This is a genomic window from Cytobacillus oceanisediminis (genome assembly GCF_007830235.1).
Lineage (GTDB): Bacteria > Bacillota > Bacilli > Bacillales > Cytobacillaceae > Cytobacillus > Cytobacillus oceanisediminis.
Genome location: NZ_VLKI01000002.1, coordinates 399,113 through 422,275 on the forward strand (window position 1 = coordinate 399,113; position 23,163 = coordinate 422,275).

General features: G+C 42.1%; 27 protein-coding genes. 16 read left to right on the forward strand and 11 right to left on the reverse strand.

Features of this window, described 5'->3' with window-relative positions; translation table 11 throughout:
* Positions 1–84 precede the first annotated feature (84 nt).
* Positions 85–297: a hypothetical protein gene (locus IQ19_RS05725; protein WP_144540872.1), complete on the forward strand. Its 213-nt coding sequence runs from the start codon at positions 85–87 to the stop codon at positions 295–297.
* Between the two features lie 36 nt (positions 298–333).
* Here IQ19_RS05725 and IQ19_RS28920 read toward each other — a convergent pair whose 3' ends face one another.
* Positions 334–465: a hypothetical protein gene (locus IQ19_RS28920; RefSeq protein ID WP_277875282.1), complete on the reverse strand. Its 132-nt coding sequence runs from the start codon at positions 463–465 to the stop codon at positions 334–336.
* A 133-nt stretch (positions 466–598) separates the two neighbouring features.
* Here IQ19_RS28920 and IQ19_RS05730 point away from each other — a divergent pair, with 133 nt between their 5' ends.
* From IQ19_RS05730 to IQ19_RS05755, 6 genes are all read left to right on the forward strand, one after another.
* A complete protein-coding gene (locus tag IQ19_RS05730; protein ID WP_144540874.1) occupies positions 599–1,423 on the forward strand; it encodes a DUF2935 domain-containing protein in 825 nt (274 codons plus the stop codon).
* A gap of 187 nt (positions 1,424–1,610) precedes the next feature.
* Positions 1,611–2,441 carry an amino acid ABC transporter substrate-binding protein gene (locus tag IQ19_RS05735; RefSeq protein ID WP_144540876.1) on the forward strand — a complete coding sequence of 277 codons (831 nt, stop codon included), beginning with the start codon at positions 1,611–1,613 and terminating at the stop codon, positions 2,439–2,441.
* Positions 2,428–3,129, forward strand: coding sequence for an amino acid ABC transporter permease (locus IQ19_RS05740; RefSeq protein ID WP_144541164.1), 702 nt, complete (start codon positions 2,428–2,430; stop codon positions 3,127–3,129). Before IQ19_RS05735 ends, IQ19_RS05740 begins: the two co-directional genes overlap by 14 nt.
* A gap of 24 nt (positions 3,130–3,153) precedes the next feature.
* On the forward strand, positions 3,154–3,888 hold the full coding sequence (locus IQ19_RS05745) for an amino acid ABC transporter ATP-binding protein (protein ID WP_144540878.1): 735 nt from the start codon (positions 3,154–3,156) through the stop codon (positions 3,886–3,888).
* 237 nt (positions 3,889–4,125) lie between these two features.
* Positions 4,126–5,004: a GNAT family N-acetyltransferase gene (locus tag IQ19_RS05750; RefSeq protein WP_242020920.1), complete on the forward strand. Its 879-nt coding sequence runs from the start codon at positions 4,126–4,128 to the stop codon at positions 5,002–5,004.
* 74 nt (positions 5,005–5,078) lie between these two features.
* Positions 5,079–5,714 (forward strand): adenine nucleotide alpha hydrolase family protein, encoded by a 636-nt coding sequence (locus tag IQ19_RS05755; RefSeq protein WP_144540882.1) that lies wholly within the window; start codon positions 5,079–5,081, stop codon positions 5,712–5,714.
* A gap of 282 nt (positions 5,715–5,996) precedes the next feature.
* Here the strand turns inward: IQ19_RS05755 and IQ19_RS05760 are convergent, their stop codons facing one another.
* Genes IQ19_RS05760 through spoIIP form a run of 3 tightly spaced genes read right to left on the reverse strand, consistent with a single transcriptional unit; the run spans position 5,997 to position 8,115 of the window.
* A complete protein-coding gene (locus IQ19_RS05760) occupies positions 5,997–6,752 on the reverse strand; it encodes a (S)-benzoin forming benzil reductase (protein WP_242020908.1) in 756 nt (251 codons plus the stop codon).
* A gap of 57 nt (positions 6,753–6,809) precedes the next feature.
* A complete protein-coding gene (locus tag IQ19_RS05765) occupies positions 6,810–6,995 on the reverse strand; it encodes a hypothetical protein (RefSeq protein WP_144540886.1) in 186 nt (61 codons plus the stop codon).
* A complete protein-coding gene (spoIIP, locus tag IQ19_RS05770; protein ID WP_144540888.1) occupies positions 6,979–8,115 on the reverse strand; it encodes a stage II sporulation protein P in 1,137 nt (378 codons plus the stop codon). Before spoIIP ends, IQ19_RS05765 begins: the two co-directional genes overlap by 17 nt.
* A 130-nt stretch (positions 8,116–8,245) precedes the next feature.
* Here spoIIP and IQ19_RS05775 point away from each other — a divergent pair, with 130 nt between their 5' ends.
* The 4 genes from IQ19_RS05775 to rodA all read left to right on the forward strand — a co-directional run bounded on the left by IQ19_RS05775 (position 8,246) and on the right by rodA (position 12,516).
* Entirely contained in the window at positions 8,246–8,857 is a 612-nt protein-coding gene (locus tag IQ19_RS05775; RefSeq protein ID WP_144540890.1) for a LysE/ArgO family amino acid transporter, read from the forward strand.
* Positions 8,858–9,395: 538 nt separating this feature from the next.
* Positions 9,396–10,166, forward strand: a complete 771-nt coding sequence (locus IQ19_RS05780; protein ID WP_242020909.1) for a FixH family protein — start codon at positions 9,396–9,398, stop codon at positions 10,164–10,166.
* Between the two features lie 105 nt (positions 10,167–10,271).
* Positions 10,272–11,054: a DUF4931 domain-containing protein gene (locus tag IQ19_RS05785; protein WP_144540892.1), complete on the forward strand. Its 783-nt coding sequence runs from the start codon at positions 10,272–10,274 to the stop codon at positions 11,052–11,054.
* Between the two features lie 289 nt (positions 11,055–11,343).
* The gene (gene rodA, locus IQ19_RS05790) at positions 11,344–12,516 is read left to right on the forward strand and encodes a rod shape-determining protein RodA (protein ID WP_144540894.1); all 1,173 of its coding nucleotides are present in this window, start codon (positions 11,344–11,346) and stop codon (positions 12,514–12,516) included.
* A 35-nt stretch (positions 12,517–12,551) separates the two neighbouring features.
* On the opposite strand, the gene IQ19_RS05795 is transcribed toward rodA, so the two are convergent.
* The 4 genes from IQ19_RS05795 to IQ19_RS05810 all read right to left on the reverse strand — a co-directional run bounded on the left by IQ19_RS05795 (position 12,552) and on the right by IQ19_RS05810 (position 17,469).
* Positions 12,552–13,607, reverse strand: a complete 1,056-nt coding sequence (locus IQ19_RS05795; RefSeq protein WP_144540896.1) for a Ger(x)C family spore germination protein — start codon at positions 13,605–13,607, stop codon at positions 12,552–12,554.
* Positions 13,604–14,710, reverse strand: coding sequence for a GerAB/ArcD/ProY family transporter (locus tag IQ19_RS05800; protein ID WP_144540899.1), 1,107 nt, complete (start codon positions 14,708–14,710; stop codon positions 13,604–13,606). Before IQ19_RS05800 ends, IQ19_RS05795 begins: the two co-directional genes overlap by 4 nt.
* A gap of 61 nt (positions 14,711–14,771) precedes the next feature.
* The gene (locus tag IQ19_RS05805) at positions 14,772–16,265 is read right to left on the reverse strand and encodes a spore germination protein (RefSeq protein ID WP_144540901.1); all 1,494 of its coding nucleotides are present in this window, start codon (positions 16,263–16,265) and stop codon (positions 14,772–14,774) included.
* A gap of 232 nt (positions 16,266–16,497) precedes the next feature.
* The gene (locus tag IQ19_RS05810; RefSeq protein WP_144540903.1) at positions 16,498–17,469 is read right to left on the reverse strand and encodes an ABC transporter substrate-binding protein; all 972 of its coding nucleotides are present in this window, start codon (positions 17,467–17,469) and stop codon (positions 16,498–16,500) included.
* 301 nt (positions 17,470–17,770) lie between these two features.
* On the opposite strand from IQ19_RS05810, the gene IQ19_RS05815 reads away from it, so the two are divergent.
* The 5 genes from IQ19_RS05815 (at position 17,771) to IQ19_RS05835 (ending at position 21,748) form a co-directional block, all read left to right on the forward strand.
* Positions 17,771–18,772, forward strand: a complete 1,002-nt coding sequence (locus IQ19_RS05815; protein ID WP_144540905.1) for a FecCD family ABC transporter permease — start codon at positions 17,771–17,773, stop codon at positions 18,770–18,772.
* Positions 18,772–19,827, forward strand: a complete 1,056-nt coding sequence (locus IQ19_RS05820) for a FecCD family ABC transporter permease (protein WP_144540907.1) — start codon at positions 18,772–18,774, stop codon at positions 19,825–19,827. The genes IQ19_RS05815 and IQ19_RS05820 overlap by 1 nt, the downstream gene beginning before the upstream one ends.
* An 83-nt stretch (positions 19,828–19,910) precedes the next feature.
* A complete protein-coding gene (locus tag IQ19_RS05825; protein WP_144540908.1) occupies positions 19,911–20,729 on the forward strand; it encodes an ABC transporter ATP-binding protein in 819 nt (272 codons plus the stop codon).
* Between the two features lie 2 nt (positions 20,730–20,731).
* Positions 20,732–21,481 (forward strand): IucA/IucC family C-terminal-domain containing protein, encoded by a 750-nt coding sequence (locus IQ19_RS05830; protein ID WP_144540911.1) that lies wholly within the window; start codon positions 20,732–20,734, stop codon positions 21,479–21,481.
* A gap of 15 nt (positions 21,482–21,496) precedes the next feature.
* On the forward strand, positions 21,497–21,748 hold the full coding sequence (locus IQ19_RS05835) for a YusU family protein (protein WP_144540912.1): 252 nt from the start codon (positions 21,497–21,499) through the stop codon (positions 21,746–21,748).
* 170 nt (positions 21,749–21,918) lie between these two features.
* Here the strand turns inward: IQ19_RS05835 and IQ19_RS05840 are convergent, their stop codons facing one another.
* From IQ19_RS05840 to IQ19_RS05850, 3 genes are all read right to left on the reverse strand, one after another.
* Positions 21,919–22,272, reverse strand: coding sequence for a spore coat protein (locus IQ19_RS05840; RefSeq protein ID WP_144540915.1), 354 nt, complete (start codon positions 22,270–22,272; stop codon positions 21,919–21,921).
* Between the two features lie 15 nt (positions 22,273–22,287).
* Entirely contained in the window at positions 22,288–22,560 is a 273-nt protein-coding gene (locus tag IQ19_RS05845) for a hypothetical protein (protein ID WP_144540918.1), read from the reverse strand.
* A gap of 259 nt (positions 22,561–22,819) precedes the next feature.
* The gene (locus IQ19_RS05850; protein WP_110064680.1) at positions 22,820–22,951 is read right to left on the reverse strand and encodes a YuzL family protein; all 132 of its coding nucleotides are present in this window, start codon (positions 22,949–22,951) and stop codon (positions 22,820–22,822) included.
* Between the last annotated feature and the right edge of the window lie 212 nt (positions 22,952–23,163).

Sequence of the window (23,163 nt, forward strand, 5' to 3'; positions counted from 1 at the left end):
CTTTTTTGTTTTACCGGCATACAGATGTGGTAAATATTTAATACTTAATTATCACACACTAAAACGAAAAAGGAGGAGTCGGAAATGGATGAGAAAACTGCTGAAACGAATATAAAACTGAATGAAAAGCTGGAAGATCAGAATGTTCATTCGAAAATGAGCGCCAAAACGGAAACAGAGGACGCCAATCTTAAGCTTCAGGAAGCAATGAATAATAGGGAGAAATACCAGAACATGGCTCCGACATATCTGTATAATGAAACGCCTGCTATTAAAATTACAGGCGATGACGAATAGGAAAAACCGGCTTGCAATTGAAAGCCGGTTTTTCTTTTAATCCATATCCGTTTTATCGTTTTGATCCTTATTTCTCTTATTGCCTTTGCTGTTATCTCCGCTTATCGGTGATTGGTTTCCTCTTGGCGAGTTCTGGTTTTTGCTGCCTTTGTTGTATTTTTTCGTCATACTGATTCTCCTTTCTTTAAAAATGCTCCCTTATTTTCTCTAATTCAATCCTTTTTTATCCGGGCTGTCCCATTCATGATTCCTTTTCGAAAAGCATATACATCTAAAAGGATTATTATGGGGGGATAGCAGGATGAATGAAATAGGGTTGACGCCTTGGGAGGAGCATGCCTTTTGGCTGGAAATTCTCGAGGACCATGCGATTTTTGTAAGAGACCATCTTTCACCGACAGAAAGCAAATACGTAAAGAGAGCGGATGAATATAGACAAGCTTTTCGGAGTCTGCGCGCCAGGATGAACCAAATTCCGGCTTCTTCAGAGCCAGGCTCACAAGAAGCAATCGCGATGGCGATGGAAATCTGGCCGATTGCAAACGGCTATTTTCAATTCGAAGGGAAGCTGCAGAATTTACGGATTAATAATGTGATCAATATTAACCTTTCGCCGACATACTTCAACGGTACATTAAGCGAGAATCAGGAATACTTACGTCTTCTGACCTATTACGCGAAAGGGTTAATACCGCCGCCGCAGTCTCTTGTTGACTTGCTGGATTTATGGCTGGAGGACCAGCTTGGTCATATTGTCCTGCTGCGAAATTCGATTGATCCGATTGAGGTTTTTATAGAGGAGCAGGCAGAAACCTATACACGGATCTTCCAGGGCTTCATGGTACAGAACCGCCATATGAAGGGATATCTTAGGTTCACCCAGCCAGGATTTGCACGCCAGCAGGAATTGGCCCGGGATGTCGGCCTGGCTGTGATTGAAATGAATGAATATATTAAAGGAATTGTCGAAAAATATGCCGGTAAAAGGATCCTAAATAAAACGACGTTAAGATTCCTCGAGCACCATTTTCCGGAAGCTTGCTATTTAATAAAAAAGCTAAGTTATTACGCTCCGGAGCTGGCTGAAGAAGCTTCCAAATGCTCGCTGAAAAAGCCTTCTTATTAAAAAGTGGCATTTTCTAAACCTTTCTTATAAAAAGAAGGGTTTTATTTTATTCTGATGCAAAAAAGATAAGTAGTAAAGTAAGTTCTTTGGGAAAGAATAGTAATGAAATTTTTTCTTTGACAGAAGAAAAACCCTATAATAGTATATAAATACTGATTAATCCAATCAGAAATAGGAGGTATACAAAATGAAAAAGTTTTTTATCAATTTTGCCATTTTATTTAGTTTTGTCTTATTAATTTCAGGATGTGGAACAAATAAAGCGAATCCAGAAACTCAGAAGCAAAATGCTTCAGAAGAAAAAACGGAAGGCCAGGATTTATGGGCAAAAGTTCAGGATGAAGGAAAGTTGTTAATCGGAACGGAAGGGACCTACCCTCCATTTACATTCCATGACGATAAAGGGGAACTTACCGGTTTTGATGTTGAAATTGCGAAGGAAGTTGCCAATAGGCTTGATGTGGAGCCAGTATTCCTGGAAACGCAATGGGACGCAATGTTTGCCGGTTTGGATTCAAAACGTTTTGATATGATTGCAAACCAAGTTGGAATTCGACCTGACCGTCAGGAAAAGTACGACTTTTCGGATCCATATATTTCTTCAGCCGCAGTACTGATCACTCATGAATCCAATAATACTGTTTCGAGCTTTGAAGATATTGAAGGATTAAAAGCTGCCCAATCCATGACAAGTAATTATGCCGATCTTGCAAAGTCCAATGGAGCAGAAATTGTGGGTGTGGAAGGATTTAATCAAGCAATTGAGCTAATAAACTCAAAGCGTGCAGATGTTACAATTAACGATAATTTATCGTTTTTAGATTTCAAAAAACAAAAACCTGATGCTCCTGTTAAAATAGTTGCGGAATCTGAAGATGCTTCTCAAAGCGGCTTGATGTTCCGAAAGGGAAGCGACACATTAGTGGAAGAAGTTAACAAAGCCTTAAATGAAATGATTGAGGATGGCACGTATCTAAAAATCTCGGAAAAATGGTTTGGCGAAGATGTTCTTAAGTAGTATTTTTTTAGACCCGGAAAGGGTCGCAAGGCTTATGGAGATTGGAAAGAATTCATTCCAGCCTTTACTTGAAGGTGCCATTATTTATACCATTCCATTAACGCTGATTTCATTTGTGTGCGGTTTGGCATTGGCGATTTTAACGGCTCTTGCACGAATTTCAGGCAATAAGGTGCTGCAGACAGTAGCTAGAATGTATGTATCAGCAGTAAGAGGAACCCCGTTGCTTGTTCAGCTTTTTATTATCTTTTATGGGCTTCCGACAATCGGAATCATTATTGACCCATTCCCTTCTGCTATTATAGGATTTTCGTTAAATGTAGGGGCATATGCTTCAGAAATCATACGTGCAGCGATATTATCGATTCCCAAAGGGCAATGGGAGGCTGGATACTCAATTGGAATGTCATATCCGCAAACCCTTAAGAGGATTATTCTTCCGCAGGCATCCAGGGTATCGATACCGCCTCTTTCTAACACATTTATCAGTCTTGTAAAGGATACATCTCTGGCTTCCATGATCTTGGTTACAGAGATGTTCAGAAGAGCACAGGAAATAGCAGCAACCAATTATGAATTTTTGCTCCTGTACATGCAGGCTGCCCTCATTTATTGGGTCATTTGCTTTTTGCTCTCTGTCGTGCAGGGAAGGATTGAGAACCGCCTTGACCGGTATGTTTCTTCATGAAAAGGCTAGACAAGGAGCAATTCAATGATTAAGATAAAGGATTTGCATAAGCAGTTTGATCAGCTAAAAGTATTAAAAGGAATTAATCTTGAAGTGGCTAAAGGAAAAGTTGTAGTGGTAATTGGACCGTCTGGATCAGGCAAAACAACATTATTGCGCTGCCTGAATGTGCTGGAACAGCCCACATCTGGGCAAATTGCGATTGAGGATCAAGTTCTTGATTTCTCACAGCAAGTGCCAAAGAAGAAGATCCCTTCTTTTCGCCGCCTTACCGGAATGGTTTTTCAGAACTACAATCTCTTTCCCCATATGACTGCACTCGAAAATATTATGGAAGGACCTGTAACAGTTAAAGGTGAAAAGAAGGAGGCTGCTAGAAAAAAGGCCGAAATGCTTTTAGGGAAAGTAGGTTTGGGTGATAAGATCCATTTTTATCCCTTTCAGCTTTCGGGAGGCCAGCAGCAGCGGGTAGGGATTGCAAGGGCACTTGCTATGGAACCAAAGGTCATGCTCTTTGATGAGCCCACTTCTGCCCTTGACCCTGAGCTTGTTGGGGAAGTGCTGAAGGTGATGAAGGATCTTGCCAATGAAGGAATGACAATGGTCGTTGTAACCCATGAAATGAGATTTGCCAGAGAAGCAGCAGATGAAGTCATTTTCATGGATGGCGGGGTGGTCGTGGAACGCGGCAATCCTGAACAGATATTCTCTAATCCAAAAGAGGCTCGCACCAAACAATTTTTAAACCTGATCCAATAAACAAAAACTCCGCTGATAAACAGCGGAGTTTTTACATATTATCTGCGTTTGCTAAAAAACAACAATAAGCTTTAACAAAGCCTTGCAAAAAAAAATGCTTCCAAATTGGAAGCGAAAAAAAGGGGGATTTACACTTGTAGGAATAGTATGGCCAGCCCGTATATCCTTTATTCATGTTTCTATAAAAAATTCAAAAAAATCTGCTATTCTAAATACTTAGGAGGAAGGAGCTTGCCTATGCTGAATTTTATCAAAGACTATAAGGACTATGAACAGTACCGGGAAAGCTTTAACACCCTTGCCTGTAAAGTATTTGGAATTACTTTTGAAAGCTGGTATAGGCAAGGGTTTTGGGGAGATCGCTATATCCCGTATTCATATGCGGACGGAAATCAGATTGTCGCCAATGTATCTGTCAATCTTGTTAACTTATTGGTTCAGGGGGAAACCTATAAAGCGATCCAAATCGGGACCGTGATGACACATCCGGATTACCGGGGCAGAGGACTTTCCGCAGGTTTGATGACTAAAGTGATCAGTGATTATGAAAATCAATGCGATCTAATGTACTTATTTGCCAACAGGTCTGTGCTTAACTTCTACCCGAAGTTTGGGTTTAAGCCTTATGAAGAAATTCAGTTTCGGATCGGAACAGATGACCTTGATCCTTCACCAGCAAATGGCGTCCGAAAGCTAAATGGTATGAACAGCAATGACCTGAAATTCATTCATGAATTTGCCTCGAAGAGAATTCCCGTCTCACCCAGCCTGGCAGCTGAGGATACGGATAACATTCTTATGTTTTACTGCAGCAATGTTTTCAATGAGGATATTTACTGGCTTGAGGATGAAAGAGCGATCGTTCTATTAAAAGAAGAGCAGGAAACGCTGCATGTTTACGATGTGATCTCCCAAGCAAAGATAGATCTAAAACCTGTCCTTTCCAAATTCATTTCCGGGAGGACGAAAGAAATCTTGTTCCATTTTACCCCAGGCTTTCCGGATATTAATCCAGCAGCAAGAAGCTTTCATCCGGATGAGGTGCTTTTTATCCGTACCCAAAAAGAACTGATGCTTCCGGCCAATTTTAAGCATCCGCTAACATCACAGGCTTAGTTCTGGAAGAATAAGGTTTATTCCCATGTTTGCGTGCTATACTAATTATAGGATCAGGTGAGAGAGGTGTGGAGATGAGAGAAAATATTTTAGTATGTGTCAGCAATCCCAACAATGCGGAAAGGTTGGCCCAAAGAGGAAAAATCTTAAAAGACGCTTTTCAGGGGGAAGGGTATATTCTCTCGGTAGAAAACCAGAAGGATGAAGATCTTGACTTTAATGAGCTGCAAACAAAGTTTCTATTCGAAAGTTTAGCAGAAAAATACGGACTGCAAATGCTATCGAAGTATTCAGAAGGCAAAAAAATTGCCAAAGTGATAGCGGACGCGGCACAGCAATATAAGATCACCCAGATTATTCTTGGGCAGGCTGTCCAGACCAAGCTTGAACGATTGGTTAAGCATTCGTTGATCAATGATTTATTCGAGCTGCTCGAAGGGGTGGACGTCCATGTAGTGGAGGTAACCAGAAAGATCCATGATCCATCAGAGGATTGGGATAAAGGCTTTCCGGCCCAGCTTGTCAAAAAAGGTTCTGAATACCATTTAACAATCGGCGAAAAGCATGAGAAGGGTATCGACGGAATTTTCTTTAAAGAATTATCTTCAGACTTCTCGAACGGATTTTTCGTTATTCAAAAAGATAAAAACCATGAAGTCGTCCGGATTCACCATGGTGTCGTGGACAGTGATATTTTAGGAAAAGAATAACTTCGATAACTGTCTAGCTCCACAAGGAAATCTACGGCAGCGTAATCATCACACGACTAAAAGCGGCAGCTTTTGGGAGGAGGCGCCATCGGCTCGAGGTCATAAGCATGCCTAGTTTCGGCTCCTAGGGACTCCGTGACATAAGCCAATCCCTTGCAGAAGGAAAGAGCACCCTTACAGGGCTCGTCATATGCTTGTCGCCGATAGGGTGGGCGCCTTGCGATTTTCTAATTAAAAAGCCGGCTGTTTAAAGAACGGCCGGCATCGCTATTTGCGCCAAAATCAGATCAAATCATTCACATAATAAACTTTTCCGCTTTCAATCTCCTTCTTCAGCAGAAGATCGATCAATGCATTTGCCACGGTATCTGTATCTCTCAGCATGCCCTTTTCCTTGTATGTCTGGAACTTTTCAAGGTCATGAAAATCTTCCTTTGCCGATGAACGGATGATACTCTGCATATCTGTGTCCATGACACCAGGACTGTAAGCGATGATTTTATGGCTGCTGCCTGCTGTTTGCTGTTCGAGTGCCGCTGTTTCTGTGAACATATTCATTCCGGCCTTTGTGCTGCAATAAGCGCTCCAGCCCTGAATTGGCCTTTCTGCCGCGCCAGAAGTAATATTGACGATTGTCATATCCCGTGAAGCTTCATTTAGGAGCATATTAGAGATCATAAAAGGTGCGATCAAGTTGACGTGCACATTTTGGATTAAAGCCTTATGATCCAGGTTGCCCGCTGTTCCAATCGGATCAATGACCCCTGCATTGTTAAAAACATAAAGAGCTTCCGGCTGCTTCTCCCGCAATAGCGCTGTAACTTCCCTAAATACAGATTCCACTTCCTCAGGCGAAGCCAGGTTGCAGAAATAGTGTCCGTAGAAGACCTGGTTTTCTGCTGCAAGCTCAATTAGTTCCGGGTTTTCTGTTCTTGAAACAGAGATGATGGCTGTTCCTTCTTTTATCATTTTCTTTGCAATGGAAGCACCAAGGCCTTTGGAGGCGCCTGTAATAATGGCCAGTTTCAATTCTATCACTCCTATTTCCTATCTTATTATGTCTATTAAAACAGAAAATAATAAATTTTGCCTGTATCAGCTATTGCGGTCTGGCCCGTATTGTTTCATTTCGTCTTCAATTAAGTTGATAATCGAGAGAATGACTCCCGAGAACAGGCAGGAAACTGTGATGGTGCTGAAGCCAAACAAAAGGTAGGTGATTAGGGTGCTGAAAAATGTAAACAGGAGGCAGTAATGGCTTGCTTTAATTTCCTTCCGCATTGACTGTCTCTGCCTTCCAGTAATATTCGCTGAAGACTTCAGCAAAAGCTTCAATCGAATGATTCAGCTCATCCAGGTTATTTTCCACTCCTCCGAATTCCAGCAGAAGGGCTCGCTCGGAAAGATCCTGGTTATAAATGCCGTTGCCCTCGCTTTTTCCCTTTACAAATACACCCCTGCTGATCCCTTTATACTTTGCCTCAAGTGCTTTATGGAGCTCCGAGGCTACTTTCAGGTTTTGCTCGTAATTTTTATGCTCTCTTCCTACGACAAAAAACAGGCGTGCATACTGCTTCTGGCCGATTAAAGCAGTTGTTTCCTCCCGAGGAAGTGAATCCCTGTGGATATCAATTAAAAACTTTACGTCCTTATTCTCAGCCATGGCTGCTTGCACAGTCTCCCGCGCAAGAGAATAAGAGCTTTCCCAGCTCCAGCCCTTCTTTTTAAGCTCTGCTGCTGTATTGGTTTTATCATGCTCAGCGCCTATGCCTTTTGTCGCAAGCTCTTCACTCAGCTTTTTCCCGACAGCTATCACATTAACCTGTTCATTTGGGCTAACCGCTTCATTTGAATCCTTCACATCTTTTAAAAGCGGTGCAAACGACTCCCAGCTATGAGAATGATAGATTAGGACACTTTTTTTATCCGGAATGGCTGGCGGGGCGGAGGTGTTCCCGCCATCCCCATTATCCAAAGCAAGCTCTCTTTCTTTTAAAAGAACTTCAAGAGGCGGTGCCGACTCTACTGGAAGGTTGGTAAAATCGGTTCCTTCTCCGGCAACGGCAATGCCAGTGTCAAAGATAGAAAAACCAGGCAGCTCACGGCCCAGGAACGTTCTGACATCCTGTGGCTGGGTGTTGGTGGCCAGCTTAAAGAGAGTTCCAGGAAGGGAGTAGCTTTCCGTGGGCATATCCCGGTAAAAATAATGGTTCTCTGCTTTCAGGAAGTGGATGAACAGCTGGTCTGCCTTAATATCTTTAAGCAGTAAATTTACATGGGATGAGGTAAAGGCGGATGGATAAACCGTAATAATCCCGGCGAGAACTACAACCGCACAAATACTGAACAGCCAGCTGTTTATGTAAAAGAAAACAGAATGGATTCTTAATTTTGAATTCATTTGGATCCCTCCATCTCTTCAAATTATATGACGGATAAGCTAATTTAGAAGATGAGCAGGAAGGAAAAAAGGAGGTGGGAGACGAATAAAAGAAGGTCCATTGTAAAGAAACAAGAAAGGAATTATTAGTATGTTTACTGCGATTATCCATGGTTTTGTGCTGGCGTTTGGATTGATTTTGCCGCTTGGTGTCCAAAATGTTTTCATCTTTAATCAGGGAGCACAGCAAAAACCATTTGTAAAAGCCCTTCCCGCCGTTGTTACGGCTTCCCTCTGTGATACGATGCTGATTTTGCTGGCTGTACTGGGCGTATCAGTCGTTGTACTGGCGAATGCCGTTTTTAAAACCGTTCTTCTTGGTGCGGGAATTCTGTTTTTGATCTACATGGGGTTTGTAATTTTTAAAAGCAAACCTGCCAGCCAGGAAGATCCCGCAGCTGCCATATATTCCCCGCGGAAACAAATCCTATTCGCCGCATCCGTTTCTTTATTAAATCCGCATGCCATTCTGGATACAATCGGGGTCATCGGCACAAGTTCCATCAGCTACAGCGTTCCGGATAGATGGGCATTTACAGCAGCTTGTATTCTCATATCCTGGCTTTGGTTCACTGGCCTGGCATGGGCGGGAAAGGTAACTGGAGAGCTGAAATCAGCGGTTATCCTTGTTGCTATCAATAAAGTATCCGCTTTGATCATTTGGGGAACGGCGCTGTTTCTGTTTTTTAATCATTTTTTATAAAAGGAGAATGTAAGATGAATGCCATGTTGGTAGAGGCCAAGGAAGACCAATAGCACGTGCTTGGCAACGGCCTTTAGTGCTATGTGTATGAGAAAACACCCAGCATTATAAAAAGCTGGCCTATGAAGCTGTTAGGCAGATTGAAAAAGAAAGGTACAAAAAAGTTGTCCTGAATGACCTTGCGTCTATCTAGATTAACCTTTTTCAAATATGGCAATCTTGTGCAAGACAGTAGCCAAAGCATAATTTGCAATTTAAAAGACCTCAAAAGGGGTCTATTATTTTTGGTGTTAAAGTTATTGTTGATTTTACCACCCTGTTGATTGGAGCGGAAGGCGCGAGACTCCTGCGGGAGGAGGCTCACATCGCTCCCCGCGGAAAGCAAGTGCCCGCAACGGAAATCAACGGGAAAAATTGATAAGCAAAAACAACAATCTATGAGAAAACAGCCTTTTTAAAAGGATTTCATTTTTTTATCACAATTTGCCTTTATATTTAGGTTATTAACAGTAAATATAAAAGAGAGTAGGAATACAGAATGAGAAATGTGTTGTTGATCATGATGGCTGGCATCTTTATCCTTGGAGGATGCAGCAGCAAGCCTGAGCAGGGGAAATCCAAAGATCGTGAAGAATCAGCTGTACAAGTCATTGAGGCTGACTTGAAGGTACCTGAAACAATCGATGCAGGTGAAGAAGCTTCCCTCGCTGTTACCGTGAGACAAGGAAATGAGGCCGTAACGGATGCGGATGAAGTGAAATTTGAGGTTTGGATCGATGGCCAAAAAGAAAATAGTGAAATGGTGGAAGCGAAGCATGATTCAGAGGGGAAATACATGGCTGATCATGTGTTCACGGCGGAAGGTATCTACTATGTACAATCCCATGTTACCGCCAGAAGGCAGCATACGATGCCACAGGCTTCAATCAAAGTTGGCGAGGTAAATGTTGAGGCGGATGGACATCAGCATGAACATGAGGAAGAAGGCCATGAAGAAAGCCACTCCCACGGCCATGACAGAGAAGTATCAATAATGCTTCTTGCACCGGATCATATCCATGCAAAAGAACAAACGACGTTATCTGTCATGCTTGAAAAAGAAGGGGAACCCTTGACAGATGCAAAAGTGAAGCTTGAAATTTCACTTGATGGTTCAACACCCCAATGGGTGAACCTGTCCGAAACTGAACCAGGCAAATACACTGCTGGCCATCAATTTTTCGAATCCGGCACATACTTCATCACCATCCATGCCGAAAAAGGCCATGATATCCACGAGCACACCGAAACTGAGTTAACGGTTAAATAAAAGTACCAGGTACCTATACCAGTTCGCCAAACTGGTATAGGTACCTGGTACTCGTTTTCATGATAAAATAAAAGGAGAGATTATAGAAAAGCAGGTGTCAGAGTGATGTCAGATACGCATTTGCATTTTAATACCGGGATTGGAGTTCAGAAGCCTAATAGTATTCGGAATAAAGATATAAGCTGCCCTTTTTGTGCGAGGGAGGAGCTTACAGATATTATCGAGGTAGAGGATTCAATCATTTTATTGAAAAATAAATACCCTGTACTGGAAAATGCCTATCAAACGGTTCTCGTTGAAACGGATGAGTGTGCCAGCGAGCTGTCCGTTTATCCCGAGGAGCATTTGATCAGGCTCATTTCATTTGGCTTAAAACATTGGCTTGAGATGGAAGAAAGCGGAGAATATGAATCTGTTTTGTTCTTTAAAAATCATGGGCCATTATCGGGAGGGAGCATTGCCCATCCTCATATGCAGATTGTCGGGCTGAAAAATATTGATTATAAGGAAAAAGTCCATGCAAGCGATTTTGAAGGGCTTCTCATCCATGAAGAAAGCGGAACGGTCTTCACGTTATCGACTTCACCGAGAATCGGCTTTTATGAATTCAATGTCAAGCTTGCCGATGAGGATGATATTCCGTACTTCGCCAAATGCATTCAAGCTGCTGCCCATTATATTTTGAATGCCTTTCCTTTCCCAAGCAACAGTTACAATTTGTTCTTTTACAAACTGGGCAAGGATATTTACGCTAAAATTGTTCCGCGTTATGTAACCACTCCCATTTTTATCGGCTATAGCATTCCGCAGGTACCCAATAACCTGGAATGGATGAGAGATGATATAAAAGTTCGTTATTTCAGCGGGGATTTTAAAAATAGGTCCTAATGCACCTGAAGAAATCTGCTTTGGGCACCTATATCTTCCCTCCCCAATGAGTACTAGGAAAAAGTAATCATTCTTTATTTTTGCAAAAACTTGAAATAATACCCATTGTCTCTTTAGAAGTTGTGATTTATCTCAATAAAAAATATAATGGAATATTGTAGCGAGGAAATATGAGAGGTACATAAGGAATATCACTATTCCCCTCATTTCAGCCCTTAAGCTGCGTCATACTCCGTTATGCCTGGAAAAAATCCTAAAGGCAGATGGTTTTTTTAAAAGGAGAATGATTATGACTTCTAATCGACATACACCGCCTAAGCTTGATTGGGGCTTAGTATTAATATTGATGCTTTTATTTTTAGTGAGCGCGATCTCGATTTACAGCGCCCAGACGACGGGACAGTACACCGAAAATTTCCTGCTAAAGCAGATTGTCTGGTATATCGTTGGTACTGGGATCATTGCAGCGGTCATTACGCTTGACTCTGACCAGCTAAAGAAAATTTCCTGGTATGTCTATGGCATGGGAATCCTGCTGCTGGGCTTTTTGATTATTGCGCCAAGCAGCATTGCTCCTGTTATAAACGGAGCCAAGGCCTGGTACAAGGTGCCTGGGATGGGCTCTCTGCAGCCGGCGGAGCTCGTTAAGGTGTTTATTATCCTTGTTCTGGCAAAAACGATTGATGACCATCATCAAAAAAATGCCATTAAAACGATGCAGACTGATTTATGGCTGCTTATTAAACTGGCCGGTTTAACCATGGTGCCGCTCATGCTGGTCATGCAGCAGCCGGATTTGGGAACAAGCCTCGTTTTTCTGGCGATTATGCTCGGCATGATTTTTATATCGGGAATCAGCTGGAAGCTGCTGGCTCCGATTTTTGGCACAGGAGCGGCACTGGCTGGTACGATCTTTTATTTCGTCCTATGGCATCCCAATATTCTTGAGAAGTATTTAGGGGTTAAGGAATATCAGTTTGCGCGTATTTATTCGTGGATTGACCCCTATAATTACCAAAGCTCAACAGGTTTCCAGCTTACCCGTTCTCTCCTGGCTATAGGATCAGGGGAAACAAGCGGCAAAGGGTATGGAACGAGGGAAGTATACCTGCCGGAAAGCCATACAGACTTTATCTTTAGTATTGTAGGCGAAGAATTTGGGTTTATAGGAGCAAGCATCGTAGTAAGCCTTTTCTTCCTGCTGATTTACCATATTACCAAGATTGGCATGGAAACAAAAAACAACTTTTATACCTACATTTGTGTAGGGGTCATTAGCATGGTTACCTTCCATGTCTTTCAAAATATCGGCATGACCATTGGCCTTTTGCCGATCACAGGCATTCCGCTCCCATTCATTAGCTACGGGGGAAGCTCGCTTATGGGCAATATGCTGGCTATGGGGCTCATATTCTCAATCCGCTACCATTATAAAAAATATATGTTCTCCACCAGTGATTAAACAAAAAGAGCGGGTACCCAGTGGCCCGCTCTTCTTTATTCAATAACGCCTGTTTCTCCTATCACTACATCGCATTTAACATCAAAGGTCAATTGCTTGTACTCATCTTCCCATTTTTTAAAATCAAAATTTCTGTGTTGTTGTTTCGTCATTTGGCCAAAGCCTACAGGGTCGATCCCAAGCTCCTGAAACCTTTTAAGCAGTTTTACGGACTCTCTTTCCACTTGATCCTCCAGTTTTTTCTCAACTTCCTTTATTATCTCAGGTGTTAGAACTTTGCCGGTATATTCCCGGATAATTCCGTAAATTTCTATATTTATTTTCGCACGTCTATTTAAAACCTTGATTTGATGCTTCGATCTTATGCTTTGTATAGCAGCACGAGCATCTTCTGAAGTTTTCACATCAAAATTCCCTTCACTGTACTTATCCACTAATAATTTAAAAAAGAACATCTTCTCAACAGGCAGGATATCTACTTCCTTATCTTCCTGAAACAGGCTGATGCCAACTATTTCGACTTTATCCTGGCCTGTTTGCTTTAAACGCGGGAGGAAAAGATCTTTTCCTTTTTGATAAAAATCCCGGGCTGCCAGGTGAAGATTCGTTTTGGGGATGTCCCTTTTTTCAATATTATGGTTAATGAGATTATATATATATTTGGAGTTTCCTCTTGAACCATATTCGCCCTTTAATAGATCTCCGCTTTTTCCCTCTGAGGTTGCTAAAAATAATCTGGCACCGATGCTGGGATCCCTTTGAAAAGAATCAACAAGATCATAGATTCCCTCCTTCACAAGTTCTGGCCCGAAAATGGCAAGTTTTAAACCGCCTGTAACGACGGGTTCTGATGATTGTTTTGTCACTTCCAATAGCAGGTCCTGCCTTAACTTGCCTCCACCGGTGAAAGTTACATTCTCCACGCTCTGATCGGGCTGAAATTGCTGAAATAGAACAGTCCCTCTATATCCTTTCCCATCCTCGGATTTGTCGTAGCCAACTGCTACTTCAATATTGATATCATCGATGATTTCTTTTTCGACACACCCGGTTAGAAGGATGGCAACCAAAAGTAGTACTAACCTTTTCATCTCTTCTTCCCCTTTTTCTTCTTTACCTTCTTAGCTATCATAACTGCGGCAAAGAGCATTGGAATATAAATAAAGGTAAAAGCAAATCCCATTTTGCCAATATAGTCGTTAAGCATATTTATTTTCTCACGGGTATCCAGGAAATTGATTAAGACTAAAACCGCACCAACAATGAAAAAAACGCCGATTTTTTGCCTGACATTCATGATTCTTTTTATAAGGCGGGAAGCAATCCAAACGGAAATGCACACATTGGGCAAAATGATCAAATTCCAGTTTGCAATCCCGATATATTCGAATCGTTCCACAAAGGGCATCTCAACTATTTTCCACATGGCCAGGGTTGCCCAAATTTGTTTTGCAAGCTGTTCCTCTGCAAAATAAGCAAACGTAATGATTGCTAAAACAGTGTAAATGAGGGTCGTTGTCAAAACCGCCAGATGTGCCCACTTTTGGGATTTTTTTGGTTCTTTTATAAAAGGGTAAAAAAACAATATGATCTCAAACCCGATAAAGGTAAGCGACATATAATAGGATGCTGTCAGCAGCTCTTTAATGGAATGGTCCAAAAGGGGCAGAAGATTATAAAAGTTGGCGAATTTGATTGCCCATCCAAATGTCAAGAGCAGATAAGCAGGCAGGACAAGTCCGAAGAAAGCCAATCCGACTACAGTCCGAAACCCGCCAAAAATGATATAAACACACAGAATCATAAAACCAAAGGCGAACCAGAAAGTACTCATTTCCGGGAACATCCAAACCTGGATCACCTCAATGAATGTCCGGATTACCGTTAAGCTGTATAAGGTAAAATAGCCGATAAAAATAGAGCTGAGCACTTTGCCAAAAAAATTCCCGGCAATATATTTATGTGCTGTGACAATATCTCCGTCTACTGTATCGCCAATTTTATACATCATCCACACAATGACGTGGATGCATCCCCCTGCAAATAGAATGGACATCCAGGCATCATATCCCGCTTTCAGTGCGATAATTCGCTGATAGCCAAGGACCCCGATTCCAATTTGCATAGACATAATTAAATAAAAGACTAAAAAAGGAGATATCTTCAATCTGTCTGGAATTGGCTGCTCCTGCATCTGGTTCACCTCCGTTTAATCCTTGTTATCTGGCTGTTATGTTCTGGGGTCGTACTTCGTGTTATTCATCAATATCCTTTTTCTCTTGCGCCTTTTTCTTGCTAAAGCGGATTGGGTTTTTCGTTCTTAAAAATAGTGGCCTCTTGGACTGTTTCTCGAATGGAAGTCTGATTAATGCATCTTTCATATCTACTACCCGAGGAGGATAAAGCGGCTCCAGAAACGGCCTTCCGAGTGAAGTCAGCCGCACTAAATGGGTTAGCAGTAAACAGAAACAAAACACGATTCCCAGCAGCCCCCATAGCTCTGCAAAAAATAAGAAAGGGAAGCGGAGCAAACGGATTGTGTTGCCCATCCGGTATACAGGCGTCGTAAAGGAAGCAAGAGCGGCAAGGGCAACGATAATGAGGAGGACGTTACTTGTCAGGCCAGCCTCTACTGAAGCTGTCCCGATAACAATTCCTCCCACGATACCGATTGTCTGGCCGACCTTCGTAGGCAGCCGGGCTCCGGCCTCACGCAGCAATTCAATTGTCAGTTCTAGAAACAAGGCTTCAAGAATAGGAGGGAGAGGAATTTCTCTCCTTGATGTAATTAAAGTACTCATCAAATCTTTTGGAATAAGCTCATAATGATAAGACAGAGCAGCCACATAAATAGGTGTAATAAGGATCGAAAAGGCAACCGCAAATACACGGATCAAACGGAAAAAGGAAGATAATAGGTAATTTAAAAAATAATCTTCAAATGAACTAAAAAACTCAACAAGTGTTGTTGGCGTAATGAGAACATGAGGCGACCCATCCACTACAATGGCAACTTTCCCTTCAGCCAAAATTCCCGCAACCCTGTCAGGCCTTTCCGTATCCAGCAGCTGCGGGAAAGGGGAGTTCGAATTATCCGAAATGAGCTGTACAATATAGGAACTGTCTGTTATGGCATCAAACTTTACATTTGTTAACCGCTGCCTGACGGTATTCACATTGTCTTCGTTCGTAATATTTTCCATATACAGCATCGCAACGCCAGTTTTTGACAAGCTGCCAAGAGTAAACTCTTCAATAATCAGTTCCTTTACGGGAAGCCGCTTACGGATTAAATTCAAATTTTGCCCGAGCGACTCGACGAACGCTTCCTTGGGCCCAATAACGGAAAATTCAACTTCCGGCTGGCTGATTGCCCTGACAATTTCTTTTTGCGCTGCGATAAAGCCGAAATGCTTAAGCTCTGTTTCAATTGTCAGCATCACATAGCCATTCATAATCTTCTGTTCAATTAAAGAAGGATCATCACAAATTTGGACATCGGCAATGGGTACAAGCTGTTTAATATCCTCAATTTCCCGGAATTCCTCATCCAGCAGATTTGGGAGAATGCCTTCCTGAATGATATTTTCATCCACTAAAGTAGCCATGAAAGTAAGCCCAAAACGCACATTCGTTTTTTGGTTATAATAAAAAATTTTCTTGAAATCTTTGGATTTAATAAAGGATTGTTCCCATTCCTTGTGCTGAATATCCTCTTTAATTCGCTTATTTTTCAACCATCTTTTCATAGGAAAATCACCATCATTTTCGGCATTACGCTTATTGTTGCCGGTTTTGGAAAACTTATGAATGGCAGGCAATAAAAAAGAGCCGGTTAAGTTGGAAAAAGGGAAGATAGCAGCCTGAAATTATTTAAATGAGCTTATTCGGCTGCAAAAAAGGAACCTGCTCAAGGCAGGTTCCTTTATATATGAGCTCTCATAAAAGAGGGGGTATTATGGGAGCGCAATCACTATGTTTTTATTTAACAAGATACTTTTCAATATCATCCAGCAGCAGGTTTGCAGCAATGACGCCGCCTGCTGTGTTCCAAATAGTGTCGTCGACTTTGTAAACATTGCCTTCCTGGGCAACTTTCAAGTTTTTGAATAACGGATCTTCAATCCATTCGCTTTCAAGCTGGCTTGCTTCGCCATCGCCTGTTTCATAAGTGAAGTAGAAAAGCACATCACCGTCCATTGCTGGAATACGTTCTTTTGTAGCATTTTTCTCTGCAAAATCATCTACATTCTGGCTTTCAGGACGGGCTAACCCAATTTGGTCAAGAATCACCCCAGAGAAAGAATCTTTATGGTAGATTCGGACATCGCCAGCCATAAAGCGGACAATCGATACTTCCTGATTTAATTTGTCGCCAAGGGTAGTTTTAATTTCTTCGATGCGGCTGTCATAATCGGCAATAACCTTTTTGCCTTCTTCTTCTTTATTGATTGCTTTGGCATAAAGCTCAAAGTTTTCCTTCCAGTCTCCGCGTAATGTTTCAGCAAAAACGGTAGGGGCAATGTCATTTAATTGATCGTAGATTTTTTCCTGGCGCATTTTGTTTCCGATAATCAGATCCGGCTGAAGGGCTGCGATTGCTTCGACATTAACTTCACTCTCTGTTCCCACTACCTGAACATCTTTCATATCGTCTGCAATATGCTCATACCAAGGATCACCTGTCCAGGATTGAACGGCTCCTACAGGTGTAACACCCATTGATAAAAGAGCTTCGGTTCCTTCATTTGTAAGGATTACGACTTTTTCAGGATCTTTCTCTAGCGTAGTAGTTCCCATTGCGTGCTCAACTGTATAGCTTGTATCTTCTGTTTTGTTTCCTTCGTTTTCTTTTTCAGCAGCCTGATCATCTTGTTCATTATTATTTCCGCATGCGGCCAAGAACAAGATAGTCAATACTGAAAACATGGCAAGTAAAGATTTAAATTTCATAAGTGCATCCTCCAATATGTATTGTTAATGATAATCATTTTCATTTGACACATTTATAATAAAATGGATTTTTCGATATGTCAACGGATAAATGAAAATCATTTTCAATTATTTTTTTAGAGACTTTAATAACGTTAATTAAGTTTGGAAACACCAGGCTATGGAAAATCATCTCATTACTTTAAACCAGGTAAATTGCCAGTGAAAATGATTTTCAAACTCATTGACAGTACATAAGCCTGTACAATAGACTGATAATGTAAATAATTCTTATTAAATAGAAGCTAGAAAGGTTAACACTATGCTATTAAAAACGAATTCCCTTAGATGGGCAGGGCTTTTTTTGGCTTTGCTGCTGCTATTAGTATTAATGTCTTTCAGTATTGTATACGGATATACGGACACAACCTGGAAGATGGCCATTGATGCGTTTACACAATTTGATGGATCCAATGAACATATCATTATACAATCTGTCCGCCTTCCAAGGGCATTAATCGCCGCTGCTGTAGGGGCAAGCCTGGCAATAGCAGGGGTGCTTTTGCAGACATTGACAAAGAATCCCTTGGCTGCTCCAGAAATTTTCGGAATTAATGCGGGAGCAGGATTTGCTGTTGTAATTGCTGTATCCTTGTTTTCCATAAGCAATCTTCAATTTTTTACATGGGTTTCATTTCTGGGTGCAGCTGTCTCATTTATTTTCGTTTATATTATCGGTTCAATTGGGAGGGAAGGCTTAACCCCCATGAAACTTACCCTCGCTGGTGCTGCGATGAGCGCTATGTTTGCATCCATGACTCAAGGCTTTCTTGTAATAAATGAGACTGCCCTTGAGCAGGTGCTGTTCTGGCTTGCTGGATCTGTATCAGGACGTAAATTGGAAACGTTGACTGCCGTGCTTCCATATCTCGCAGCAGGCTGGATTTTTTCCTTGCTTATCGCGGGAAAAATGAATGTTCTTTCCATGGGGGAGGATGTAGCAAAGGGGTTAGGCCTGAAAACCGGAATGCTTAAGCTCGGTGCCGGAATTATTATCGTTCTTCTATCCGGAGGGGCAGTAGCCGTTGCAGGGCCAATTGGCTTTCTCGGCATAGTTATTCCTCATCTTACCCGCGCAGTAGTTGGCATTGACCACCGCTGGGTCATTCCGTTTGCAGGGCTTTTAGGCGGGATGCTCCTCCTGGTTGCGGATATAGCAGCAAGATATATCATCATGCCGCAGGAAGTTCCTGTTGGGGTTATGACCGCTGTGATTGGAACTCCTTTCTTCGTTTACATAGCCAGAAGGGGGTTCAATCAATAATGAAAAAATACTATAACATGCGCCTTTTTGGCGAAAAAGTTTCCTTTTTGATCGACCGCAGGGCACTTATGGTTTTCCTTATCCTGACTGCTTCTGTGGCTGGAGTTTTTATTATTAGCACCGGAACGGGTGAGATGAAAATTAGCCCCCTCAAGGTTTTGCAGGTCTTCTTTGGCGGGGGCTCGGATATGGAGAGGCTGGTTATTCAGTCCTTCAGGCTTCCTAGAATTATCGTTGCCCTCATGGTAGGGATTGCTCTTGCAGTAGCGGGAGGTATTTTGCAGGGGATGATCCGGAATCCGCTTGCTTCACCAGACATTATCGGAATAACCGGGGGTGCCTCTGTAGCGGTAGTCGGTTTTCTTGCCCTTTTTAGTGATGAAAACAATGCATTGACCGTAAGTATAAATTGGATGCCTCTTGCTGCGTTTGCGGGAGCTGCCATTGTGGCTTTTCTTGTCTATTTTTTAGCATACAAAGATGGAGTATCACCGATCCGCCTCGTTTTGATCGGAATCGGTATCGCAAGTTTAATGAAGGCTTTAACTACTTTGATGATGGTTTTCGGCCCGATTTACCAGGCAAGCCAGGCGAATATTTGGATAACTGGTACTGTTTACGGTTCTAACTGGGGAAATGTCGCCATTCTAGTGCCATGGACGCTTATTCTCTTGATTGTGGCATTTATTTTAGCCAGAAATGTCAATATCCAGGAGCTTGGGGATGATATTGCCACAGGTGTCGGCAGCACGGTTCAAAAATACCGCTTCCTGCTTTTGATGGTGAGCACCGCTTTAATAGGCGGAGCCGTTGCCTTTGCCGGCGGTATTGGCTTTGTTGGATTAATGGCGCCGCATATGGCACGGAGGCTGGTTGGTTCCGCTTTTGGCGCACTGCTCCCGGCTTCCGCCCTGATCGGGGGAATCCTGGTCATGGCAGCAGATCTAATCGGCAGAACTTTATTTTCGCCGCTGGAAATCCCGGCCGGCGTCTTTACAGCCAGCATTGGTGCACCTTACTTTATTTATTTGCTCTTTAGAACAAGGAACACATAAGTTGGAAAAGCTTGAAACTCGTATAGAACAAGTAACTGGATAGCCTATAGATAAAGATACTTTTAAAAAAGGAGAGGGCATGCATGACAGCAGGGCAAGCGATCGCAACAAAAGATTTAACATTGTCTTACGGAGACACCATTATTATCAACGAGCTTAACTTGGAAATCCCAAAAGGAGAAATTACCGTTTTTATCGGTGGAAATGGCTGCGGAAAATCGACCTTGCTCAGATCCATTGCCCGGTTGCTGAAGCCCAAATCAGGTGGTGTTTTATTGGAAGGGGAGGCTATTGCCAGGCTTTCTACGAAAGATGTCGCCAGAAAAATGGCAATCCTGCCCCAATCTCCTGCCGCTCCTGAAGGCCTGACAGTGCTTCAGCTGGTAAAACAAGGGCGGTATCCGTATCAGACCTGGCTGAAGCAATGGTCAACAGAAGATGAACTGAAGGTTAGGAACGCTCTGAAAGCAACTGGCATGGAGGGGTTAAAGGATCGGACTGTTGATTCCTTATCTGGGGGGCAGCGCCAGAGAGCCTGGATTGCAATGACGCTGGCCCAGGACACAGATACCATACTGCTGGATGAGCCAACCACTTATTTGGATATGACTCATCAAATCGAGATTCTCGACTTGCTCTTTGAATTAAATGAAAAAGAGCAGCGCACGATTGTCATGGTGCTGCATGACCTAAATCTGGCCTGCCGATATGCGCATAATATAGTCGCCATAAAAGATCAGAAAGTATTTGCCCAGGGCAAACCTGAACATGTCATCAATTGCGGATTGGTTAAAAATGTATTTGGTATGGACTGTGAAGTCACGATCGATCCTTTATTCGGCACCCCGCTATGCATCCCGTACGGCAAAGGAAGGTGCATCCTGAAAGGGCAGGGGTTATAAGGATGTATAGGCTTACTAAAGAACAGGAGGATGACCTCAGGCAATTCAGGCTTGTTTCAAATGCTGTAAACTCTTCTTTTTCTATAGAAGCAAAAGAATTGCTGGATCCCGAGGCAGTGGGGGAGTACCTGCATAAACTTAAACAGCATATTGGTGCAAAGGATGAAAAGGTTGCCGCATCCATTCTGGTTAAAAGATACGCGTTTCTGCCCGTGATTTATTTATATAGTATGACAGCCTGGAATTTAAAGCTGGATATCTCGCAAGAGAATCTATCCCTGGAAAGCCAGGAGAAGAATGAGCTGTGGCTGCCAGGTTTCCGGTTTAAAAACCTTTGGGGTAAAGCTGCCGGAGCGGACAGAAACCAATGGAGAGAAGAGGCTATTCGCTCCCTCTTCAGTATTCACGTGTTTCCAATTTTGGACAGTGTTGCAAAAGAGTCGAAGATTTCAAAGCTGATTCTTTGGGAAAATATCGCCATTTATCTATTCTGGCTTTACGAAAACGTCTTGCCAAAAGAACCCTTATTGGCAAGAGAAGCTTCTGAAGATTTCAAGTTCATCATGGAAGAAGCATCTGGCGATTTATTCGGACGTTATAATGAAAACCCGCTAAAACGGTATCATAACAAGAAGATCTTTGTTGAAAGCACCGGGAAAGTGATCAGACCTCGAAAAACATGCTGCTTTTCCTACTTGACGAACAGCGGCAAACGGTGCGGCACATGCCCTCAAGTTTGCAAAAACTTATAAAAAGGAGGAAAAGTGATGAATGATAAATTAAAAGAGCAGCTGGACGGACTGCTTGAAAAATATACTGAACTCCTAATTGGCGAGAGCGATCCTGAACGAAAAGAAAAGGTTGAAGCGTGGGCACTGTACTCCTTTATCGCCAAATCTATGCCTCCTTTAGCCAAACACTGGAACGATACATATCCCGATGCAAAAGAGGAAATGAAGGCTCTAATTGCTGAAATCAAGACAATGAACGAAGAATTTAGAAGCAAAAAATCAAATTAAGGGGATTTAACCCTTTCCAATCTGTATAAGGCTGAAATTAAGGGTCCATGTGTTTTATTTGCAGATGTACTTTTATAATTGAAAATTCCCGTTATATTTGCAAGTCCCTTAAATTTTATTTACAACTCCTTAAAAAAACCGCTGCAGGCACGATGCAGCGGTTTTCGTCTTTATTGCATTTGGCCATTTCCATACGGAAACTGATTGGAATAACCCTGGAATTGCTGATAAGATTGCTGAAGCTTCTGCTGGTCAGCAGCTTCAATTTTATACCAGCCTTTTTTGAACATAAGGTTATAAAGCTCTCTCTGCTGGTTTTGTGTTTCGTTAAAAACAGTCAGCATATCCTGGTAAAGGCTCTGGTGGCTCGCTTCATTTAAAGCAACAGAATAAGCATTGGTCATATATTTTTCAGTTGATAGTAAGTCATTTGTAAAATCACGGTCGTTCATTTGCGGAGTTTTATTTACCTGAGTTTCAGGATTTTGAATAGTATTTTGGTTTTGGTTCTGATTTTGATTCATTAATTTTTCCCCCTCTTATTGCATTCCCATAAAGTTTTGCTGATTTTGCTGGTTTAAATGGGTAAGCAGCTGCTCATAATGACGCTGATGCATTTGCCCGCACTGTTCGAATTGAGTCTTCAGCTCTTGATCCTGGCATTGCTGTGCGTAAAAATGCGCCTTTTTAAGTGCGAGGAGATTCCAGGAAAGCATATCCGTTAAATACAGGGAATCCTTAGTGGAAACAACCGCAGGAGGCTGCTGCATAATGCCCTGCTGATTTTGTATATTCATATTTTGCTGTTGCATAAGTAACCCTCCATTTTAATTGATTGCAGGCCGCACATAAATAAAAAGCGGCATGGGGAATAAAAGCATTTCTATTCGAACATATCTTTCCTCTAAAGATCGTATGCTATTCCATTGGAAGAGCATTTGCTAATTTACCCTATAACCATAATGGAAAAGGAGTAAAAAAGGCTGACAGCAGCCAGCCTTTAAATAAATGAATTTAAACAGGTTCCCAGCTTGGAGAGCCGGTAAGCAGTTGCTTTGGGCTAGCCCGGAATTATCGCTTATATTGATTATTCTGGCTGTTCACTTTTTTGGGACCTTGTCTCTCGACTGTGGGGCCTGCATCACCCTGTACACTCGCCGCGCTTACTCCAGCTCTGGATGGATCCTTTTTCATTTTTCCCATCGTTCTTCACCTCCGTAAAAAGCAATCCTTCACTTCCAATCAGCAGATTAGCGGAGCGCTGATGGAAGGTTCCCTTTTAGAATGTCCAAAACGACCCTTATCCTTGCGCCTAATTGAACTAAGCAGTTATCTTGTCTAATTAAAAAATTTCAAAACATTTTCAAATTTCCGCTTAAAATCATTGCGTAAATTTTGCAAATATTTTATAGTTA

What these genes read in the sequence shown, in the direction of transcription:
- IQ19_RS05725 (WP_144540872.1), top strand. Translation starts at nt 85, where the DNA reads ATGGATGAGAAAACTGCTGAAACGAATATAAAACTGAATGAAAAGCTG.
- IQ19_RS28920 (WP_277875282.1), bottom strand. Translation starts at nt 465, where the DNA reads ATGACGAAAAAATACAACAAAGGCAGCAAAAACCAGAACTCGCCAAGA.
- IQ19_RS05730 (WP_144540874.1), top strand. Translation starts at nt 599, where the DNA reads ATGAATGAAATAGGGTTGACGCCTTGGGAGGAGCATGCCTTTTGGCTG.
- IQ19_RS05735 (WP_144540876.1), top strand. Translation starts at nt 1,611, where the DNA reads ATGAAAAAGTTTTTTATCAATTTTGCCATTTTATTTAGTTTTGTCTTA.
- IQ19_RS05740 (WP_144541164.1), top strand. Translation starts at nt 2,428, where the DNA reads ATGTTCTTAAGTAGTATTTTTTTAGACCCGGAAAGGGTCGCAAGGCTT.
- IQ19_RS05745 (WP_144540878.1), top strand. Translation starts at nt 3,154, where the DNA reads ATGATTAAGATAAAGGATTTGCATAAGCAGTTTGATCAGCTAAAAGTA.
- IQ19_RS05750 (WP_242020920.1), top strand. Translation starts at nt 4,126, where the DNA reads ATGCTGAATTTTATCAAAGACTATAAGGACTATGAACAGTACCGGGAA.
- IQ19_RS05755 (WP_144540882.1), top strand. Translation starts at nt 5,079, where the DNA reads ATGAGAGAAAATATTTTAGTATGTGTCAGCAATCCCAACAATGCGGAA.
- IQ19_RS05765 (WP_144540886.1), bottom strand. Translation starts at nt 6,995, where the DNA reads ATGCGGAAGGAAATTAAAGCAAGCCATTACTGCCTCCTGTTTACATTT.
- spoIIP (WP_144540888.1), bottom strand. Translation starts at nt 8,115, where the DNA reads ATGAATTCAAAATTAAGAATCCATTCTGTTTTCTTTTACATAAACAGC.
- IQ19_RS05775 (WP_144540890.1), top strand. Translation starts at nt 8,246, where the DNA reads ATGTTTACTGCGATTATCCATGGTTTTGTGCTGGCGTTTGGATTGATT.
- IQ19_RS05780 (WP_242020909.1), top strand. Translation starts at nt 9,396, where the DNA reads ATGAGAAATGTGTTGTTGATCATGATGGCTGGCATCTTTATCCTTGGA.
- IQ19_RS05785 (WP_144540892.1), top strand. Translation starts at nt 10,272, where the DNA reads ATGTCAGATACGCATTTGCATTTTAATACCGGGATTGGAGTTCAGAAG.
- rodA (WP_144540894.1), top strand. Translation starts at nt 11,344, where the DNA reads ATGACTTCTAATCGACATACACCGCCTAAGCTTGATTGGGGCTTAGTA.
- IQ19_RS05795 (WP_144540896.1), bottom strand. Translation starts at nt 13,607, where the DNA reads ATGAAAAGGTTAGTACTACTTTTGGTTGCCATCCTTCTAACCGGGTGT.
- IQ19_RS05800 (WP_144540899.1), bottom strand. Translation starts at nt 14,710, where the DNA reads ATGCAGGAGCAGCCAATTCCAGACAGATTGAAGATATCTCCTTTTTTA.
- IQ19_RS05805 (WP_144540901.1), bottom strand. Translation starts at nt 16,265, where the DNA reads ATGAAAAGATGGTTGAAAAATAAGCGAATTAAAGAGGATATTCAGCAC.
- IQ19_RS05810 (WP_144540903.1), bottom strand. Translation starts at nt 17,469, where the DNA reads ATGAAATTTAAATCTTTACTTGCCATGTTTTCAGTATTGACTATCTTG.
- IQ19_RS05815 (WP_144540905.1), top strand. Translation starts at nt 17,771, where the DNA reads ATGCTATTAAAAACGAATTCCCTTAGATGGGCAGGGCTTTTTTTGGCT.
- IQ19_RS05820 (WP_144540907.1), top strand. Translation starts at nt 18,772, where the DNA reads ATGAAAAAATACTATAACATGCGCCTTTTTGGCGAAAAAGTTTCCTTT.
- IQ19_RS05825 (WP_144540908.1), top strand. Translation starts at nt 19,911, where the DNA reads ATGACAGCAGGGCAAGCGATCGCAACAAAAGATTTAACATTGTCTTAC.
- IQ19_RS05830 (WP_144540911.1), top strand. Translation starts at nt 20,732, where the DNA reads ATGTATAGGCTTACTAAAGAACAGGAGGATGACCTCAGGCAATTCAGG.
- IQ19_RS05835 (WP_144540912.1), top strand. Translation starts at nt 21,497, where the DNA reads ATGAATGATAAATTAAAAGAGCAGCTGGACGGACTGCTTGAAAAATAT.
- IQ19_RS05840 (WP_144540915.1), bottom strand. Translation starts at nt 22,272, where the DNA reads ATGAATCAAAATCAGAACCAAAACCAAAATACTATTCAAAATCCTGAA.
- IQ19_RS05845 (WP_144540918.1), bottom strand. Translation starts at nt 22,560, where the DNA reads ATGCAACAGCAAAATATGAATATACAAAATCAGCAGGGCATTATGCAG.
- IQ19_RS05850 (WP_110064680.1), bottom strand. Translation starts at nt 22,951, where the DNA reads ATGGGAAAAATGAAAAAGGATCCATCCAGAGCTGGAGTAAGCGCGGCG.